The sequence below is a fragment of the Micromonospora sp. ALFpr18c genome (assembly GCF_008868155.1).
Classification (GTDB): Bacteria; Actinomycetota; Actinomycetes; order Mycobacteriales; family Micromonosporaceae; genus Micromonospora.
Genome location: NZ_WBKR01000154.1, coordinates 1 through 15,842, shown reverse-complemented (window position 1 = coordinate 15,842; position 15,842 = coordinate 1). Strand labels below are relative to the sequence as shown.

The window sequence follows — 15,842 nt, the reverse complement described above, 5'->3', positions numbered from 1 at the left end:
CGCGTGATCAAGAGGTTTGCGTCATCGGCTACGGCGTGTCGTGACGCAAACCTCTTGATCACAAGGGGACCTCAGGCGCCGGGGCGGGGGAAGGCCACCGGGCTGCGACGGCCGGCGCGGTCGACCGCCCGGATGCCGAAGAAGACGTTGTCCTTGGACAGGTCGATGCTCACCTCGGTCACGTCGCCGACCGCGATCACCCGCTGCCACTCGGCGGCCGTGGTCTCGCGCCACACCACCTCGTAACCGGCCAGCCCCGGCTCGTCGCCACGCTGCCAGCGTAGCGTCGTGTTGTTGGTCAGGTCGGTGGTCACGATGACGGCGCCCTTGGGCGTGCCGGGCGCCTGGGCCAGCGACCACAGCGCCGCGCCGTTGACCCTCGCCACCCGCGCGATGTACGCGAAGTCGCAGAACTCCGGCAGGTCACCGAACTGCTGCCCGTCCTGCACCCGGACGTCCTGGTGCTGGTGGGCGAAGTCCTCGTTCGGCTCGGTGAACCGCGCCGCCGGCCAGCCCTCGCGCAGGAACGAGATGTGGTCGCTGCCGCGCAGGTAGCGGTCCCGCCGGTAGATCACGCGTACCAGCATGCCGGTGGCGTCGTTCTCCGCCACGTCGCGCACGAACCGGGCGAGCTGCCGCGACGGTGAGTCGTTCTCGCCCCCGACGGACTGGCGGGTGGTGGCCTCCGCCGGCGTCTCCGCGGTCGGCACGCCCTCGGCGAACAGCCGCACGGCGTACGGATCGCGGGTGCCGTCGTCGGCGGTGCTGCTGCCCACGATGTCGTCACTGAACATGCCCTGCACGTCGGCGCCGGCCGATTTGAGCTGCGCGGCCAGGTACGCCGAGCCGTACAGGCCCTGCTCCTCGGCGGCCACCGCGGCGAACACGATGGTGGCGGCGGTGGGCCGGGTGGCCATCAGTCGGGCCAGCTCCAGCACCACGGCCACGCCGGAGGCGTCGTCGTCGGCACCGGGCGCGTCGCTGACCGCGTCCATCACGTCGGTGACCCGGGAGTCGTAGTGGCCCGTCACCACGTAGGTGCGGTTCGGCGTGCTCTGGCCGCGCAGGGTCGCCACCACGTTGGTGATCCGGGTGGGGGTGGGAATCCGCGACGCGGGCTGCTGGACGTACGACTGGAGTTCGACGGTCATCCGGCCGCCCGAGGTGGCCGCGTACTCCTGCAGGCGGGCGTAGATCCAGTCCCGGGCGGCGCCGATCCCCCGCTGCGGGTCGTCCTGGCTGGACAGCGTGTGCCGGGTGCCGAACGCGGCCAGCCGGCGCACGATCGCCTCGATCCGGCGCGGGTCGACCTGGCGCAGCAGGTCGCGCAGCTCGCGGTCGGGCCGCTGGACGCGGGCCGGGCGCCCGGGGCCGGCCGGAAGGGCGGTCGCGGCGGCGGGTCGGGCCAGCGCGGGCACCGCGACGGTGGCGGCGGTCGCCACGGTGGCGGCGGCCGAGGTGGACAGGAAGGTGCGGCGGGTGGACCTCGTGGGTCGTGCGCCGGTGTCGTCTGATCCCATTCCGGCATCCTGCCCATCGATGATGGCGCCTGTCTATATCGTTGAGCGTGGATGGCTGCGGAGCTTTCACCCGGACCGGGTGATGACACCGCGTGGCGACCGTTCCTACGGTGGGTGTCATGGCTGTCGTGCGCGCGACCCCCGCCGACCCGACCGTCGGCATGCCTCCCGTGACGGGGGCGAGCGGCGACCAGCGGGCGATGCCGCCCGAGCTGGGCCCCGACTCGCTCGCCGTTCTCAGCGGCCCCACGTTCCTGTACTCGAACGCGCGTGGCGACGTGCCGCCCGGCAGCATCGGCGGGCTGGTCCACCTGGACACCCGCCTGATCAGCGGCTGGACGCTGACCGTCAACGGCGGTGAGCTGCTGGTGTTGCGGGCCGAGACCATCGAGCACTACTCCGCGCAGTACGTGCTCACCAACCCGGAGCTGCCCGGGCTGCCGCCGAACGGTCTCGCCGTCCGGCGGTTGCGCTACGTCGGCGACGGCTTCCACGAGCGGCTGGAGCTGGTGTCGTACCAGCCCGAGCCGGTGCAGGCGGAGCTGCGCCTCGCCGTCGACGTGGACTTCGCCGACCTGTTCGAGGTCAAGTCGGTGGTCCGGGACCGCTCCGCGCAGATCGTCCGCGGCCACGCCGCCGACGGCTCCGAGCTGTGCTTCTCCTACCGCAACGGAGACTTCACCGCCGAGACCCGGGTGCGCTGCGCGACCCCGGCGGACCGGATCGAGGGGGACGATCTGGTCTGGGACCTGCACCTGCGTCCGCGCGAGAGCTGGCTGGTAGACCTGCACGTGCCGCTGGCGCCGGGCCTGGGCGTGGTCGAGCCGGTGCGGGGCGACATCATCGACGTCATTCAAGGCCGGGCCGAAGACCCGCTGCGCCGGTGGACCGAGGACCGGGCCGTGCTGCGCAGCGACAGCCAGGCGCTGGAGTGCACCGTCCGCCAGTCCCGCAACGACCTGGCGGCACTGCGGCTCGACCTGGAGGTCAAAGGTCAGCGGATCCTGCTGCCCGGCGCGGGACTGCCCTGGTTCCTCAGCGTCTTTGGGCGGGACACGCTGATCACCGCGTACCAGACGTTGGTAGCTGGGCCGGCGCTGGCGAAGGGGGCGTTGCTCGCGCTCGCCCGACTGCAGGGCGACGCCTGTGACGACTTCACCGACGAGGAGCCCGGCAAGATCCTGCACGAGGTCCGCAGCGGCGAGCTGACCCGCACCGGCCAGAAGCCGTACGGCCCCTACTACGGCACCGCCGACGCCACCCAGCTCTGGCTGATCCTGCTCTCGGAGTACTGGCGCTGGACCGGCGACGACGAGACCGTCCGGCACCTGCGCGACAACGCGGTGGCCGCGCTGCGGTGGATCGACGAGTACGGCGACCGCGACGGCGACGGCTTCGTGGAGTACGCCACCCGGTCCCCGGAAGGGCTGGGCAACCAGTGCTGGCGGGACTCGCCGGACGGCGTCTGCTTCGCCGACGGGCGTATCCCGGTGCTGCCGCTGGCCACCGCCGACATCCAGGGCTACACCTTCGACGCGAAGGTGCGGCTGGCCGAGCTGTTCGACGGCCCGCTGGGCGACCCCACCCTGGCGGCACGGCTGCGCGACGAGGCCGGCACCCTGTACAAGCGGTTCAACCGGGACTTCTGGGTCGACGAGCGGGGCGGCTACTACGCGGTGGCCCTCGACGGCGACAAGAACGTGGTCGACTGCAAGACGTCCAGCATGGGTCACCTGCTGTGGAGCGGCATCGTGCCGCCGGGGCGGGCGGACGCGGTGGTGCGCCAGCTGATGTCACCGGACATGTTCTCCGGCTGGGGCATCCGGACGTTGTCCGCCGAGGAACGCCTCTACCGGCCCCTCGGCTACCATCTAGGCACGGTCTGGCCGCACGACAACTCGCTGATCGCGCTCGGCCTGGCCCGCTACGGCTATCGGGCGGAGGCGAACCGGATCAGCCTGGCGATGATCGACGCGGCCGAGCAGTTCGGCCACCGGCTGCCCGAGGCGCTCAGCGGGGCCGACCGGCAACGGCTGCTGTTCGCCATCCCGTATCCCACCGCGTGCAGCCCGCAGGCGTGGGCGGCCGGCACGCCGCTGGCGCTGGTCCGCGCGATGCTGGGGCTCAACCCGGTCGACGGTCGGCTCGTGCTCGACCCGGCGATCCCACCGGAGGTCGGCCAGATCTCGGCCAACCGGGTGCGGGCCTTCGGTGAGGAGTGGGGTGTGGAGGCGACGGGCTCCAGCGGTCGCGTCTGGCTTGAGCGGAGCTGACCGCACACAGGCGCTACCGACGTTTGTCCGGGGCTGCGACGGGAAACGGCCCGCAATGACGAAACCTCGTGTGGTGATCGTGGGGGCCGGGTTCGCCGGTTACCACGCGGCGAAGACGTTGAGCCGGATCGCCCGGGACCGGGCCGAGATCGTGGTGCTGAACTCCACCGACTACTTCCTGTACCTGCCGCTGCTGCCCGAGGTGGCCGCCGGGGTGGTCGAGCCCAGACGGATCGCCGTGCCGCTGACCGGGACGCTCAAGGGCGTACGGGTGGTGATCGGCGAGGCGGACCACGTGGACCTGCAGAACCGCTGGGTCGGCTTCACCCAGCCGGAGGGGGAGAAGAACCGGCTGGCGTACGACCGGCTGGTGCTCGCCGTGGGCAGCGTCAACAAGCTGCTGCCGATCCCCGGGGTGACCGAGTACGCGCACGGCTTCCGCGGGCTGCCCGAGGCCGTCTACCTGCACGACCACATCGTGCGGCAGATCGAGCTGGCCGAGCAGGCCGAGGACCCGGCCGAGCAGGAGGCCCGGTCGACGTTCGTGGTGGTCGGCGCGGGCTACACCGGCACCGAGGTCGCCGCGCACGGGCAGCTGTTCACCGACGCGTTGCACGCCCAGCGGCCCCGGCTGACCGTCCGGCCCCGCTGGATGCTGCTCGACGTGGCGCCCCGGGTGCTGCCGGAGCTGGACAAGCGGATGTCGGACACCTCGCACAAGGTCCTCAACCGGCGCGGGGTGGACGTCCGGATGGGCACCTCGGTGGCCGAGGCGACCTGTGACGGCGTGAAGCTCACCGACGGCGAGTACGTGCCGACCTGCACCCTGGTGTGGTGTGTGGGCGTGCGCCCCGACCCGTTCGTCAACGAGTTGGGGCTGCGCACCGAGCGGGGCCGGCTGGTGACCGACGAGTACCTCAACGTCCCCGGCTACCCGGAGGTGTTCGCCTGCGGTGACGCCGCCGCCGTGCCGGACCTGGTCAACCCGGGACAGATCTGCGGGATGACGGCCCAGCACGCGCAGCGGCAGGGCAAGCTCGCCGCGCACAACATCGCCGCGTCGTACGGTTTCGGCCGGCGCAAGCCGTACAAGCATCATGACCTGGGTTGGGTGGTCGACCTGGGCGGTAAGGACGCGGCCGCGAACCCGCTGCACGTCAACTTGGCCGGGCTGCCCGCGAAGGCGGTCACCCGGGCGTACCACCTGATGGCGATGCCGGGGAACCGCACCCGCGTCGGGGCCGACTGGGTGTTGGACGCCGCGCTGACCCGCTCGGCGGTCCAGCTCGGGCTGGTGCCGGCGGACGCCGTACCGCTGGAGAGCACCTCACCCGAGGTCGCGGCCCGCGGCCGCTGAGCGGCCCGGACGTAGGCGGCTCGGCCCGTACTCGCGCAACAGGGTCTGCACGATGCCGGCGGCGGGGATGGCCAGCAACGCGCCGAGCAGCCCGGCCAGCTCCGCCGCGAGCAGCACGCTGACCAGCACGGTCAGCGGGTTGAGCCGGACGGCGCGGGACAGGATGAGGGGCTGGAGCAGGTGGTTCTCCAGCTGCTGGTAGATCACGAAGAAGACCAGCACCACCACGCCGGCGGTGGGGGAGTGCAGGAAGCCGGCACCGGCCGCGATCACCGCGCCGAGGGTGGCGCCGACCAGCGGTATCAGGTCGGCCACCGCCACCAGCAGGGCGATCACGGCGGCGAACGGCACGCCGGTGACGGTCAGCACCAGAAAGGTCAACCCGCCGCAGATCACGCTGATCAGCAGATTGCCGGTGAGGTAGCCGGTGACGGCCCGCGACACCTCCCGCCCCACCCGGCGCAACCGCTCACCCTGACCGTCCCCGGCCGCCGCGAGCAGGCCGCCGGTGATCCGCGGCGACTCCAGCACCATGAGGTACGCCAGCACGACGACCGTGACCAGCCCGGCGACCGTCTCCACCACGCCACGCAGCACCCCGACCACGGGTTGGCGCAGTCGGGAGCCGAGGTCGCGCACCTGGTCGGAGTGCTCGCTGACGTAGCGGCGGACGCCGGTGCGCTCCAGCACCTGCCCCAGCGGACCACGACCGGCACGGGCGTCGTGCAGCAGCTCCGGAGCCCGGTCGGCGAACCGGCCCACCTCGTTGACCAGCGGCGCCAGGATGACGGCGGCCAGGGCCGCCAGCACGACGAGCGCGGCGAGGAACACCAGCAGCGTGGCGAGTGCCCGCCGCCGTACGAGCCGGCGTTGCAGCCGGTCGACGAGGGGCTTGAGCGCGATGGCGAAGAAGGCGGCCACCACGACCCACACCAGCACCCGGCGGGTCGCGTACACGAAGGCCAGCGCGAACGCCGTCGCCAGCACCAGACCGATCACGATCAGGGTTCGGCGGGCGGTCGTCCGGGTGTCGGCGTCGCTCACCCGCCGGGCCTTCCCCGCGCACACCGTCGGAAACCCGGCATCACCGGTGATTGCGGTCGGTCCCGTCAGTGCGGGTCGTCGTCGGTGGAGGGTCGGGCGCCCGCGACGAACGTGTCGAGCGCGGCGGCGTGCAGCAGACCCCCGGGCACCGGGTCACGCAGGGCGGCCACCGCCAGCCGGCCGACCGGCAGCCCACCGGGCCGGGGCGTCGCGGCGAGCACCAGGTTGCCGTAGCGGCGGCCGCGCAGCATCCGCCGGTCCCCGAGCACGCACACGTCCCCGAAGACGGCCCGCAGGGTGGCCACCTGCACACGGGTGCCGACCAGTGGCGGCAGATCCGTGACGTTGACCAGGTACAACCCGTCCGGGCGTAGGGTCCGCGCCACCTCGGCGGCGAATTCCACGGTACGCACGTGCCGGGGCATCCGGGCCGCCCGGTAGATGTCGGCGATCACCAGGTCGTAGCTGCCCGCCGCGGTGGCGGTGACCGCCTCCCGGGCGTCGGCCACCTCCACCCGCACCTCGGGCGGCAGCGGTGGCAGCTCCCGGGCGACCAGCTCAACCACCGCCGCGTCGCGTTCGACGACCCGCTGCGCGGAGCCGGGACGGGTGACCGCCAGCCAGCGCGGCAGCGTCAACGCGCCCCCGCCCAGGTGCAGGACGTCCAGTGGGACGCCCGCCGGGGCCGTCAGCTCCGCCGCCGCGGCGATCCGTCGGACGTACTCGAAATGCAGGTGCCGAGGATCCTCGACATCCACGTACGACTGCTCGACGCCGGCAGAGAGCAGGGTCCGCCCGGTCCGGCGGACCGGATCGGTGACCAGCTCAAGCCGGTCGGCGGCGCGGTTCATGACCGGCACGCTAGCCGAGCCGGCCGGCGGAGCGGGGCGTACCCCGCGTCCGCCGGCCGCCATACGCCGCGGTGGCCGGTCAGCCGGCCATCCCCGCACCCATCTCGTCGATCGCGTCGTCGATCCGGTGGGCGAGGTCCACGTCGAGCGCGGTCACCCCGTCGGCCTGGTTGGTCCGCACGGTCAGCACGGCGGCCGTGCCGCCGGGACGGCCGATGCTCGGACCGCGTCCGGTCTCCTGGCGCAGCCGGTCGAGGCGGTCGAGCACCCGGTCCAGGTTGTCCGGCGGCAGCGCGACCACGCGGTACAGGCCGTCACTGTCACCGGCCCAGTACGGCAGGTCGTCCAGCGCCGCATCGAGCTGGGCCTGGTCCAGCGTGGGTGTGGCGGTGGAGGCGCCCACGATGCCACCGCCGGCCTCCGGCGGGTTCAGCAACTCGCGCAGCCCGTCCGGTACGTGCAGGGACTCGACGAGGTCGCCGTCCTGGTCGGCGAGCGCCGCGAGCGTCGCCTCGGCCTGGTAGCGGGCCTGCTCCGGGGTGCGGCCGCTGATCCGGCCCACCTCGGCCAGGAAGCCGGGCAGGTCATGGTGCCGTTCGATACCGTCGACCGGCAGCACGTCGTGCAGCGAGTTCGGCACCGCGTCGAGCAGACGTTGCCGCTCGGCGGCCTCCAGGGCGAAGGCCAGGACCAGCACGGTCGCCTCCGTGCCGACCTTGGCCGACTGGAAGTCCACGCCGGCCCGGCGCCCCACCTCACCGACGAGATCCTGGTAGCCCACGCTGTTCACTCCGGCGGCACCGGCCGGCGGGGACGGTTGCGGTCGAGGATTGTCCGCGGTGCCGACCGCGGGCGGGGCGGGCCCACCGCGCGTGGAGTCCTGCTTGTGCTGGCCGGCCGCTGCCGGGCCGGCCCGCTTGCTCTGGTCGAGACTGGTGATCTGCTTGGAGGCGCTCAGACTGGCGCCGAACTCGCTGGGCTGGCGACCCTGCTCGCGGGCCTGCCGGGCCAGTGCCCGGCGCCGCTGGTTGTCGCCCTCCATCTGCTTGCGCATGGTGACGCACCCCTTCCGCTGGGGATCGTGGCTGTGTCCGTCGCCTTCCCGCCCTACAGGGAGCCGAAACGGACGCTGCCGGGTGGGCCGGCCGGGCCTCGGCGGGCTTCATCCGCCATGGGTGATGGGCGCTCACCCGCACGGCCCGCACGATCGGGTGCAGGACCGGAGTTCTTCCGAGGTACGCGGAAGGAAGGTCGTCATGAAGCGGATCGTCGAGATCGTCCCCGCCCGACCCGGCTGGTACGCCCGCTGGCAGCTCACGCCCGATGCCACCCGGTGCTACCCGGTGAGCCTGTGGGCGCTGCTGGAGGAGGCCGACGGGACCGGCCGCGAGGTGGTCGGCATGGACTGCATCGGCCAATGGCCCGGCGCGGACGACAACGAGGCGGGTGGGGAGTTCGTCCGCTACCTGTACCAGACGCCCGATTCCGGCGCTCCCGAGGACGCCGACGCGTCGCCGATCGGCGAGCTGCGCGACGACGGCCCCCGGCTCCAGCCGATGACGGCGCCCTAGACATTTCTCCGGCCCCCGACCCCAGGTCCCAGGGTCGGGGGCCACCCCGGCTGGCGGGGTGGCGCCGATCAGCCGATGGCGCGCAGGTCGTCGCCGGTCGCGGTGTGCTCCACGGCCAGCAGCTCGCTCAGGCCGGTGCGGTCGAGCATCTGCCGCAGCTGCGGGCTGACCCCGGTCAACCGGATCGACTCGGCGCCACGGTGCACCACCAGCAGCGCGCTGAGCCCGGAGGAGTCACAGAGAGTCACTCCGGTCAGGTCGATGAGCACCTGCTGGCGGCCCGCTTCGCGTAGCTCCGCCGCCGCCTCGATCAGCTCGGGTGCGGTGTCGTAGTCGAGCTCGCCGGTCAACCGCAGCTGGACGTGCCCGGCGTCGAGCCGGGTCACCTCGATGGTCAGCAGCTGGTCGGGCACCCCACCATGTTCCCAGTCCTCGGCCCGAACGCAAAGCCGGGGCGCCGACACGTGACCCGCGTCGTGCCGGCGACGCTCAGGCGCTCGCCGCCGGCCGCTGGTCACCCGGCCGCGCCTGCGGCAGTGCCTGCGTGGGCAGTGCCTGCGTGGGCCGCGCCTGCGGCAGTGGCCGGGCGAGCAGCCCGGCCACCCCGGTGATGTCGAGGATGGACGCCAGGAACCGGGGCACCGCCCGCAGTCGGATCGCGGTGCCGACCTGCCGGCCCTCGCGCCACGCGTACACGATCACGGCGAGGCCGGTGCTGTCGATGAAGTGCAGGTCGGCGAAGTCCAGAACAACGGTCGGTGGCGCGTCGGCGAGCAGCCGGTCGACCTCGACACGCAGCGGCGCGGACGTCGCGTACGCCAGTTCGCCGCCGACCCGGATCAGGGGCGCGTTCGGGTCGGACAGATCGACGGTCGTGGTCAGTGGGTTGGTCCTGGGTCGCCGCACTGGGGATTTCACGATCACGCCTTTCCACCGCTGCCGCTCCGGCCGGTTCGAGGGGGATCGTAACAACCCGCGACCGGGCCTGCCGGGTACGCGACGAGGGCCCGCGAGCTGCCGCGAGGTGCCGGTTTCGGCGTACCGGCGTAGGGTGGGCCGGAGAGATTTGACCCCAGACGCCGGTTCCCGTGCGGATTCGGTGGACGACGAAGGAGTGAGGCTCAGCTGGTGACTGCATCCGACGTCAGGGGCTTCGACCCGGGCGACGGACGGATCTCCACGCCGAGTACCACGCGGGCGTTGGCGCGGTCCGCCGACGCTTCGCTCCGGCCCGCCGCCGCCCTGCCGCCGCTGGCGCCCGACCGGGGTGGCGCCGAGCCCGACTGGTCCGAGGTCGTCGAGCACTTCCGCGAGGGCCTGGTGGTCTGTGACGCCGCCGGCGTCGTGCGCCACGTCAGCCCGGTGGCCGAGCGACTGCTGCCCGAGGTGGTCCCCGGCGAGCTGCTCACCGCCGCCGGCGTGCCCGCTCTGGGCGACGGGAGCCCGGTGACCTTCACCCATCGCGGGCGTCAGCTCACCGCTCGCCAGGTGCCCCTCTCCGGCGCCCGGTGCTGCTGGTACGTCGAGGACGTCACCGAGAGCGCCAGCCGCGCCGACGCGCTGCTGGCCGAGCGGGCACGTTCGGCCTTCCTGGCCGTCGTCGGCGACAAGCTGGGTAACCCCCTGCATCCCGACCGGGCCGCCGCCGCGGTCGTCCGCCTCGCCGTTCCGTCCCTGGCGGAGGTGGCCGTGCTGGTGCTCGCACCGCGGGCCGGCCGGGCCCGCTGGTGGCGTGCCTCCCGCTGCGACGACGAGACGCCGCTGGTGGACAGCGGGGTGCTGCCCGGCGTCGACCTGCCGGCGGCCATCGCCGACGGGCTGACCGGGGTGGAGCCGCACGCGGTGGACTGGCTGGTGGAGCAGGCGGTCGACGCCGGCTGGCTGCCCGGCCTCAGCGGCGCCGAGAGTGCCGCCCGGGTGGTCCCGCTGCCGGGCCGCGACGCCCCGGTCGGGGTGCTGCTCGTCGCCCGCCGCAACACCCGCTGGTACGACGAGGACGACGTGCAGCTGATCCGCGCCTTCGCGGCCCGGGCCGGCGCCGCGCTGACCACCGCCCTGCTCTATCGCGACCAGGCGGAGGTGGCCGACACCCTGCAGGCCAGCCTGCTGCCGGTGGAGCCGGTCGAGGCCGCCGGCGTGGAGTGGGGCACCGCGTACCGGCCGGCGCAGGCGGGGCTGCGGATCGGCGGCGACTTCTACGGCTCGCACCGGCTCGCCGACGGCGGTTCGGTGTTCTTCCTCGGCGACGTGTCGGGCAAGGGTGTCGAGGCGGCGGTCTTCACCGGTCAGTTGCGGCAGTGCCTCCAGGCGCTGCACCGGTTGGAGTCGCATCCGGGGCGTCTGCTGCGGCTGCTCAACGACGCCCTGCTGGAGACGACCCAGGCGCACGGTCAGGGCCGCTTCGCGACCATGGTGCTCGGCGTGGCCCGTCCGCACCGCGACGGTGGTCTCACCCTCACCATGGCCGGCGGGGGGCACCTGCCCCCGCTGGTGCTGCGCGCGTCCGGCGAGGTCGAGTCGGTGTCGCTGCGCGGCATGCTGATCGGCGTGGTGCCCGATCCGCGCGTCGGCGAGGTGACCGTCCGGCTGGCACCGGGCGAGACGTGCCTGCTCTACAGCGACGGGGTGACCGAGGCCCGGGGCGGGCGCCGGGGCGACGAGCAGTTCGGCCCGGAGCGGCTGGTCACCGCGGTGACCGGTTGTCAGCGGATGCCGGCGCCGGCCCTGGCCGAGCGGGTCGAGCAGGTCACCTGCGACTGGCTGGGGCACGGCGACCACGACGACATCGCGGTGCTGGCGTTGCGCGCGGTCGGCCCGAGCGGTCGCGCCCCTCGGCACCTGCACTCGGTGCCCGAGCCGGTCGGCGCCGAGCAGCAGAGGGAGACCGACGCGTGAGCGCTCCGACGGCCGCCGCCGACCCGACCGACGCGTACCGCGGCTACCTGGACTGTCTCACCGACGCCGACGAGTACGCCGCGATCGACGTGGCGCTCGCCCTGCTCGACGCGGGCGTGCCCGCCGAACGGGTGCTGCTCGACCTGGTCGCGCCGGCGCAGGCCGAGGTGGGCGAGCGCTGGGCGCGCAACGAGTGGAGCGTGGCGCAGGAGCACGCCGCCACGCACATCAGCGAGCGGGTGGTGGCGGCGGTGGCCGCGCACGCCAACACCCGCCCGACCGGTGGGCGCGTCGTGGTGGCCTGCATGGACGGGGAGTGGCACGCGTTGCCTCCCCGGCTGGTCGCCGAGGTGCTGCGGCTGCGTGGCTGGCAGGTGACCTTTCTGGGCGCCAGCGTGCCGGCGGCGCACCTGGTGTCGTACCTGCACCGGCACGACGCGCACGCGGTGGCGCTGGCGTGCGCGCTGCCGATGCGGCTGCCGCACGCGCACCGGATGATCGAGGCGTGCCGCCGCTCGGACGTCCCGGTGGTCGTGGGCGGGCGCGGGTTCGGCACGGACGGGCGGTGGGCCGCGAAGCTCGGCGCGGCGTGGGCGCCGAGCGCACCGGCGGCGGCCGAGCTGGTCGCCGACGAGCGGGCGCTGCGTCGGGTTGCGCCGGCGCAGCTGTCGCACCTGGCCGACGACGAGTACGCGAGCCTCATCCGGCGCCGGGGCGAGCTGATCGACAGCGCGCTGGCCGACCTGCGGGAGCGGGTGCCGGCCGCCCGCGACTACACGGTCGCCCAGCTCGACGCGACGGTGAGCGACCTGGGCCACATCGTGGACTTCCTGGCCGCCGCGCTCTACGTCGACGACCCGTCGCTGTTCGCCGAGTTCGTCGAGTGGCTGGTGGGGATCCTGTCGAGTCGAGGGGTGCCAGCGGCCGCGGCGGACCTGACCCTGGAGCACTACGCGGGCGTGCTGCGGGACTTTCCCCGCGCGGCGTACGCGCTGGCGCTCGGCCGGGCCGAGACGTCCGCCGCCGGCTCCCGCGCCGCCCGCTGACGGCACCCCCGGTGGATCACCGTGCCGTGCGGTCGGCGGGGTGCCCCTGCGTATACTTGCCGCACTGCAAACGTCCCACCCAGCGGTGGAGCGAGGGGGAGAACGGTGACGTTCAGCGTCAGGTACGCCGGGCGTGACGGTGGTGGCGCCTGCCTTCGGCTCGCCGGTGAACTGGACCTGAGCACGGCCCCTGAGCTGACCGCCGCGATCGACCGGCTCACCGAGGCCGGCGAGCGCCGGGTGCTGCTCGATCTCACCGACCTCACGTTCTGCGACTCCACCGGGATGGCCGTGTTCGTGCGGGGGGACAACCGGGCCGCGGCCGACGGCGGCTGGCTGCGGGTGGTCGGTGCCAACGGCCGGGTCGAGCGGGTGTTGCGGGTCACCGGCCTGGCCGAGGTGTTGCGCTACGAACCGGACACTGTCGACCCGGCGTCCCACAGCGCCCCCTGATGGGCTAGATTTCCCCGCCAGCGCGGTGACCGTCAGGTCCCGCCTCCGCTGACTTCGAGGCAGGTAGTGATGGGCGTAGACAGCCCGCAGCCGGTACGCATCCTGGTGGTCGACGACGACCCGGGCGACGTGCTGATGATCGAGGAAGCGTTGGCGGACTCCGACGTCGACAAGATCATCGACGTGGTCAGCGACGGCGAGGAGGCGATGGAGTTCCTCCGCGCCGAGGGCCGCCACGAGCAGGCACGACGCCCCGATGTCATCCTGCTGGACCTGAACATGCCCCGGATGGACGGGCGGCAGGTGCTCGGCGCGGTGAAGCAGGACGAGGGCCTGCGTACCATCCCGATCGTGGTGCTGACCACGTCCAACGCGGACACCGACATCGTCGGCAGTTACACGTTGCAGGCCAACGCGTACGTCACGAAGCCGATCGACCTGGACGACTTCAACGACGTGGTGCGCCGCATCGACGAGTTCTTCGGACGGGTGGTCGTCCTGCCCAAGCGCCCCTGACCCAGGCGCGCCCCTCGGATGCTGAACATTTTTCCCGAACCCCCTCGACCACTGCCGCCGCCGTCGAGGATCCAGGTGGGGAAGTAACAGCAGCTGCCTGGGGGGCGACAGTATGAGGTTCTCCGTCGTTGAGACCGGTTACGACCAGCGGCAGGTCGATTTTTGCCTGGATGAGCTGGGAGTCCGGTTGGCCCGGCTCGCCGCGCGGGCGCAGAGCGTGGCCGGGGCCACCCGGGAGTGGGACGAGATCCGCGAGGAGGCGGCCTGGCTCAGCGGGCTGCTCCAGCGGCTCGATCTGGGCGACGCCGCGGTGACCCGGTACGCCGGTGACACGGTGCGCCGGGAGGCGGCGGAGATCCTGGCGCAGGCCCGCGTCGAGTTGGACGACGCCCGCGCGGAGGCGCGGCTGGTGCGTGAGCGGGCGTACGCCGAGGCCGTGCAGGCCCGCCGCGAGTTCGAGGCGGCACTGCACGCCCGTCGGCGGCGTGCGGCCCGGGCGGACGAGATCCTCAGCGGGGTGACCGTCGACAGCGAGGGGGCCGCCGAGCCGGTGCCCGCCGACACCGTGACGGCGGCTGCCGGCGTGCCGGCGATCCGGGTGGCCGCCGGCGGCCGGGCCGCCGAGTCGCCGAGTGGGCGGGCCGCGACCGACACCCGGTAGGTGTCCGCGGCCCTGCCGGCTTCACGCCGACGCGCTGGCGGACAGTGATCGGGCGGGACCGAAGTGGTGGATGAGTGCGGCGCGCAGGGTGTCGGCGTCCCCGGCGGACCAGGCGACGAAGCAGTCGGGGCGGACGAGCAACGCGGTCGCGGTGGTGCCCCGCAGCGGGCCGGTGATCACGTCGACCCGGTCTCGCCAGGGCGCGGCGACCTCGGCGAAGGCGCCCGTGGAGTCCAGCAGCAGCGGCCGGGCGGTGCGGGTCAGCTCGGCGAGGCGGAGCGCGCCGTGGTCGCCGTGCACGATGACGTCGGGGGCGTTGCGGCCGGCCAGCGGGTCGGCGGGGTCGGCGGGATAGCGGACGTCCGCGCCGGACATCAGCGCCGCGATGTGCCCGGTCACCTCCGGCTTGCGCAGCAGTTCGGCGAAGAGTTCCCGCAGGCCGGTGATGTCGTCGCCGGGGGCGATGAGCGCCGACTGGGCCCGGGTGGACATGACGACCCGTTCGGCGACGGGGCGGCGCTCGGTCTCGTACGTGTCGAGCAGCCCCTGCGGTGCCCAGCCGCGCACCGTGGCGGCGAGCTTCCAGCCCAGGTTGACGGCGTCCTGCAGGCCGAGGTTGAGGCCGGGGCCACCCATCGCGGGGTGCACGTGCGCGGCGTCGCCGACCAGCAGCACCCGGTCGGCGCGGTAGCGGTCGGCGACGCGGGTGTTGCCGCCGGTCAGCCGGCGCAGCAGGCCGGGGCCGTCGGGCGGGCCGAAGGGGACGTCGGCGCCGAGCACCCGGGCGACGCTGGCGCGTAGCTCCGCCAGGCTCATCGGGGTCTCGTCGCTCGGTGGCGTGTCGGGCCACTCCGTCGTGCTCAGGATCGCCGGCCGGCCGGGGAACGGCGCCCAGGCGATCAGGCCGCGGGGGGTGCGGGTGTGCTGGAACGGTGGGACGACGCCGTAGCCGGGAACGCGCAGGCCGCCGGTGGCGGGGTCGAGGGACGACGCGGGGACGGTCACGGTGGCGGTGCGGGAGACCGACGTGTCGACGGTGGTGCCGGGAAATGCGATGCCGGCGAGGCGGCGCACCGTGCTGCGGCCGCCGTCGGCGCCGACGAGGAAGCGGGAGGTGAGCCGCGTACCGTCGGCGAGGCGGACCTCGACCGCGTCGGGGCGTTGGCGCAGGTCGACGACCTCGTGGCCGCGGCGCAGGTCGACTCCGAGGTCGCCGGCCCGGGCGGCGAGGACGGCCTCGAGCCGGGCCTGCGGCACGCCGAGCGCGTAGTGCGGGTTGTCCGCGAGCGTCGTGAGATCCAGCGGAAACGCGCCGAAGACGAAGGCTGGTTGGGGCGTCGGCGGGGTGCTCTCGCCGCTGAGCGGGGCGTAGAGGCCGCGCCGGTCGAGCAGGCGGACGACCTGGCCGACGAGGCCGTTGGCGCGGGGTTCGCCGGTGGGCTCGGCGTGGCGTTCGAGGACGACGGGGTGGACGCCGGCGAGGGCCAGTTCGCAGGCGAGCATGAGGCCGTTGGGGCCGGCTCCGACGATGAGGACATCGATCATGATCGTGATCCGTTCCGGGTGTGCGTCATCGCCACGGCGGACGCGGCGCGTGGCCGGCCCGTCGCGGGTGTGACGCGGCTGCAGAGGTGGGTGCGAGGCGGGGCGTCAGC

Annotated in this window: 15 protein-coding genes; 8 read left to right on the top strand and 7 right to left on the bottom strand. The window is 73.6% G+C overall.

Translation table 11 applies throughout. From position 1 onward, the window contains the following. Window positions 1-71: 71 nt before the first annotated feature. A complete protein-coding gene (locus tag F8271_RS23230) occupies window positions 72-1,520 on the bottom strand; it encodes a M20/M25/M40 family metallo-hydrolase (RefSeq protein ID WP_151491943.1) in 1,449 nt (482 codons plus the stop codon). A gap of 119 nt (window positions 1,521-1,639) precedes the next feature. On the opposite strand from F8271_RS23230, the gene F8271_RS23225 reads away from it, so the two are divergent. Together F8271_RS23225 and F8271_RS23220 are read left to right on the top strand one after the other, a co-directional pair. Beyond that, window positions 1,640-3,793 carry a glycogen debranching N-terminal domain-containing protein gene (locus F8271_RS23225; protein WP_151491942.1) on the top strand — a complete coding sequence of 718 codons (2,154 nt, stop codon included), beginning with the start codon at window positions 1,640-1,642 and terminating at the stop codon, window positions 3,791-3,793. Between the two features lie 55 nt (window positions 3,794-3,848). Continuing rightward, entirely contained in the window at window positions 3,849-5,150 is a 1,302-nt protein-coding gene (locus F8271_RS23220; protein ID WP_151491941.1) for an NAD(P)/FAD-dependent oxidoreductase, read from the top strand. On the opposite strand, the gene F8271_RS23215 is transcribed toward F8271_RS23220, so the two are convergent. From F8271_RS23215 to F8271_RS23205, 3 genes are all read right to left on the bottom strand, one after another. Beyond that, complete coding sequence (locus F8271_RS23215) at window positions 5,121-6,194, bottom strand: AI-2E family transporter (RefSeq protein WP_151491940.1); 1,074 nt, start codon at window positions 6,192-6,194, stop codon at window positions 5,121-5,123. The two genes, F8271_RS23220 and F8271_RS23215, sit on opposite strands and share 30 nt — an antisense overlap. Before the next feature lie 65 nt (window positions 6,195-6,259). Beyond that, window positions 6,260-7,045: a spermidine synthase gene (locus tag F8271_RS23210; RefSeq protein ID WP_151491939.1), complete on the bottom strand. Its 786-nt coding sequence runs from the start codon at window positions 7,043-7,045 to the stop codon at window positions 6,260-6,262. A gap of 79 nt (window positions 7,046-7,124) precedes the next feature. Then, entirely contained in the window at window positions 7,125-8,099 is a 975-nt protein-coding gene (locus tag F8271_RS23205) for a DUF2267 domain-containing protein (RefSeq protein ID WP_151491938.1), read from the bottom strand. Between the two features lie 202 nt (window positions 8,100-8,301). Between F8271_RS23205 and F8271_RS23200 the strand changes: the two genes are divergently transcribed. Then, window positions 8,302-8,616 carry a hypothetical protein gene (locus F8271_RS23200; protein WP_151491937.1) on the top strand — a complete coding sequence of 105 codons (315 nt, stop codon included), beginning with the start codon at window positions 8,302-8,304 and terminating at the stop codon, window positions 8,614-8,616. Between the two features lie 68 nt (window positions 8,617-8,684). On the opposite strand, the gene F8271_RS23195 is transcribed toward F8271_RS23200, so the two are convergent. Further along, window positions 8,685-9,029, bottom strand: coding sequence for an STAS domain-containing protein (locus F8271_RS23195; RefSeq protein WP_151491936.1), 345 nt, complete (start codon window positions 9,027-9,029; stop codon window positions 8,685-8,687). A 76-nt stretch (window positions 9,030-9,105) separates the two neighbouring features. Continuing rightward, window positions 9,106-9,534, bottom strand: a complete 429-nt coding sequence (locus F8271_RS23190; protein ID WP_225854709.1) for an STAS domain-containing protein — start codon at window positions 9,532-9,534, stop codon at window positions 9,106-9,108. A gap of 210 nt (window positions 9,535-9,744) precedes the next feature. On the opposite strand from F8271_RS23190, the gene F8271_RS23185 reads away from it, so the two are divergent. The 5 genes from F8271_RS23185 to F8271_RS23165 all read left to right on the top strand — a co-directional run bounded on the left by F8271_RS23185 (window position 9,745) and on the right by F8271_RS23165 (window position 14,187). After that, the gene (locus tag F8271_RS23185) at window positions 9,745-11,511 is read left to right on the top strand and encodes a PP2C family protein-serine/threonine phosphatase (RefSeq protein WP_151491935.1); all 1,767 of its coding nucleotides are present in this window, start codon (window positions 9,745-9,747) and stop codon (window positions 11,509-11,511) included. After that, a complete protein-coding gene (locus F8271_RS23180) occupies window positions 11,508-12,557 on the top strand; it encodes a B12-binding domain-containing protein (RefSeq protein WP_151491934.1) in 1,050 nt (349 codons plus the stop codon). The genes F8271_RS23185 and F8271_RS23180 overlap by 4 nt, the downstream gene beginning before the upstream one ends. Window positions 12,558-12,662: 105 nt before the next feature. Beyond that, entirely contained in the window at window positions 12,663-13,010 is a 348-nt protein-coding gene (locus F8271_RS23175) for an STAS domain-containing protein (protein WP_151491933.1), read from the top strand. A gap of 69 nt (window positions 13,011-13,079) precedes the next feature. Next, window positions 13,080-13,526, top strand: a complete 447-nt coding sequence (locus F8271_RS23170) for a response regulator (RefSeq protein ID WP_151491932.1) — start codon at window positions 13,080-13,082, stop codon at window positions 13,524-13,526. 112 nt (window positions 13,527-13,638) lie between these two features. Beyond that, the gene (locus tag F8271_RS23165; RefSeq protein ID WP_151491931.1) at window positions 13,639-14,187 is read left to right on the top strand and encodes an ATPase; all 549 of its coding nucleotides are present in this window, start codon (window positions 13,639-13,641) and stop codon (window positions 14,185-14,187) included. 21 nt (window positions 14,188-14,208) lie between these two features. On the opposite strand, the gene F8271_RS23160 is transcribed toward F8271_RS23165, so the two are convergent. Then, window positions 14,209-15,732 (bottom strand): FAD-dependent monooxygenase, encoded by a 1,524-nt coding sequence (locus tag F8271_RS23160; protein WP_151491930.1) that lies wholly within the window; start codon window positions 15,730-15,732, stop codon window positions 14,209-14,211. Window positions 15,733-15,842 lie beyond the last annotated feature (110 nt).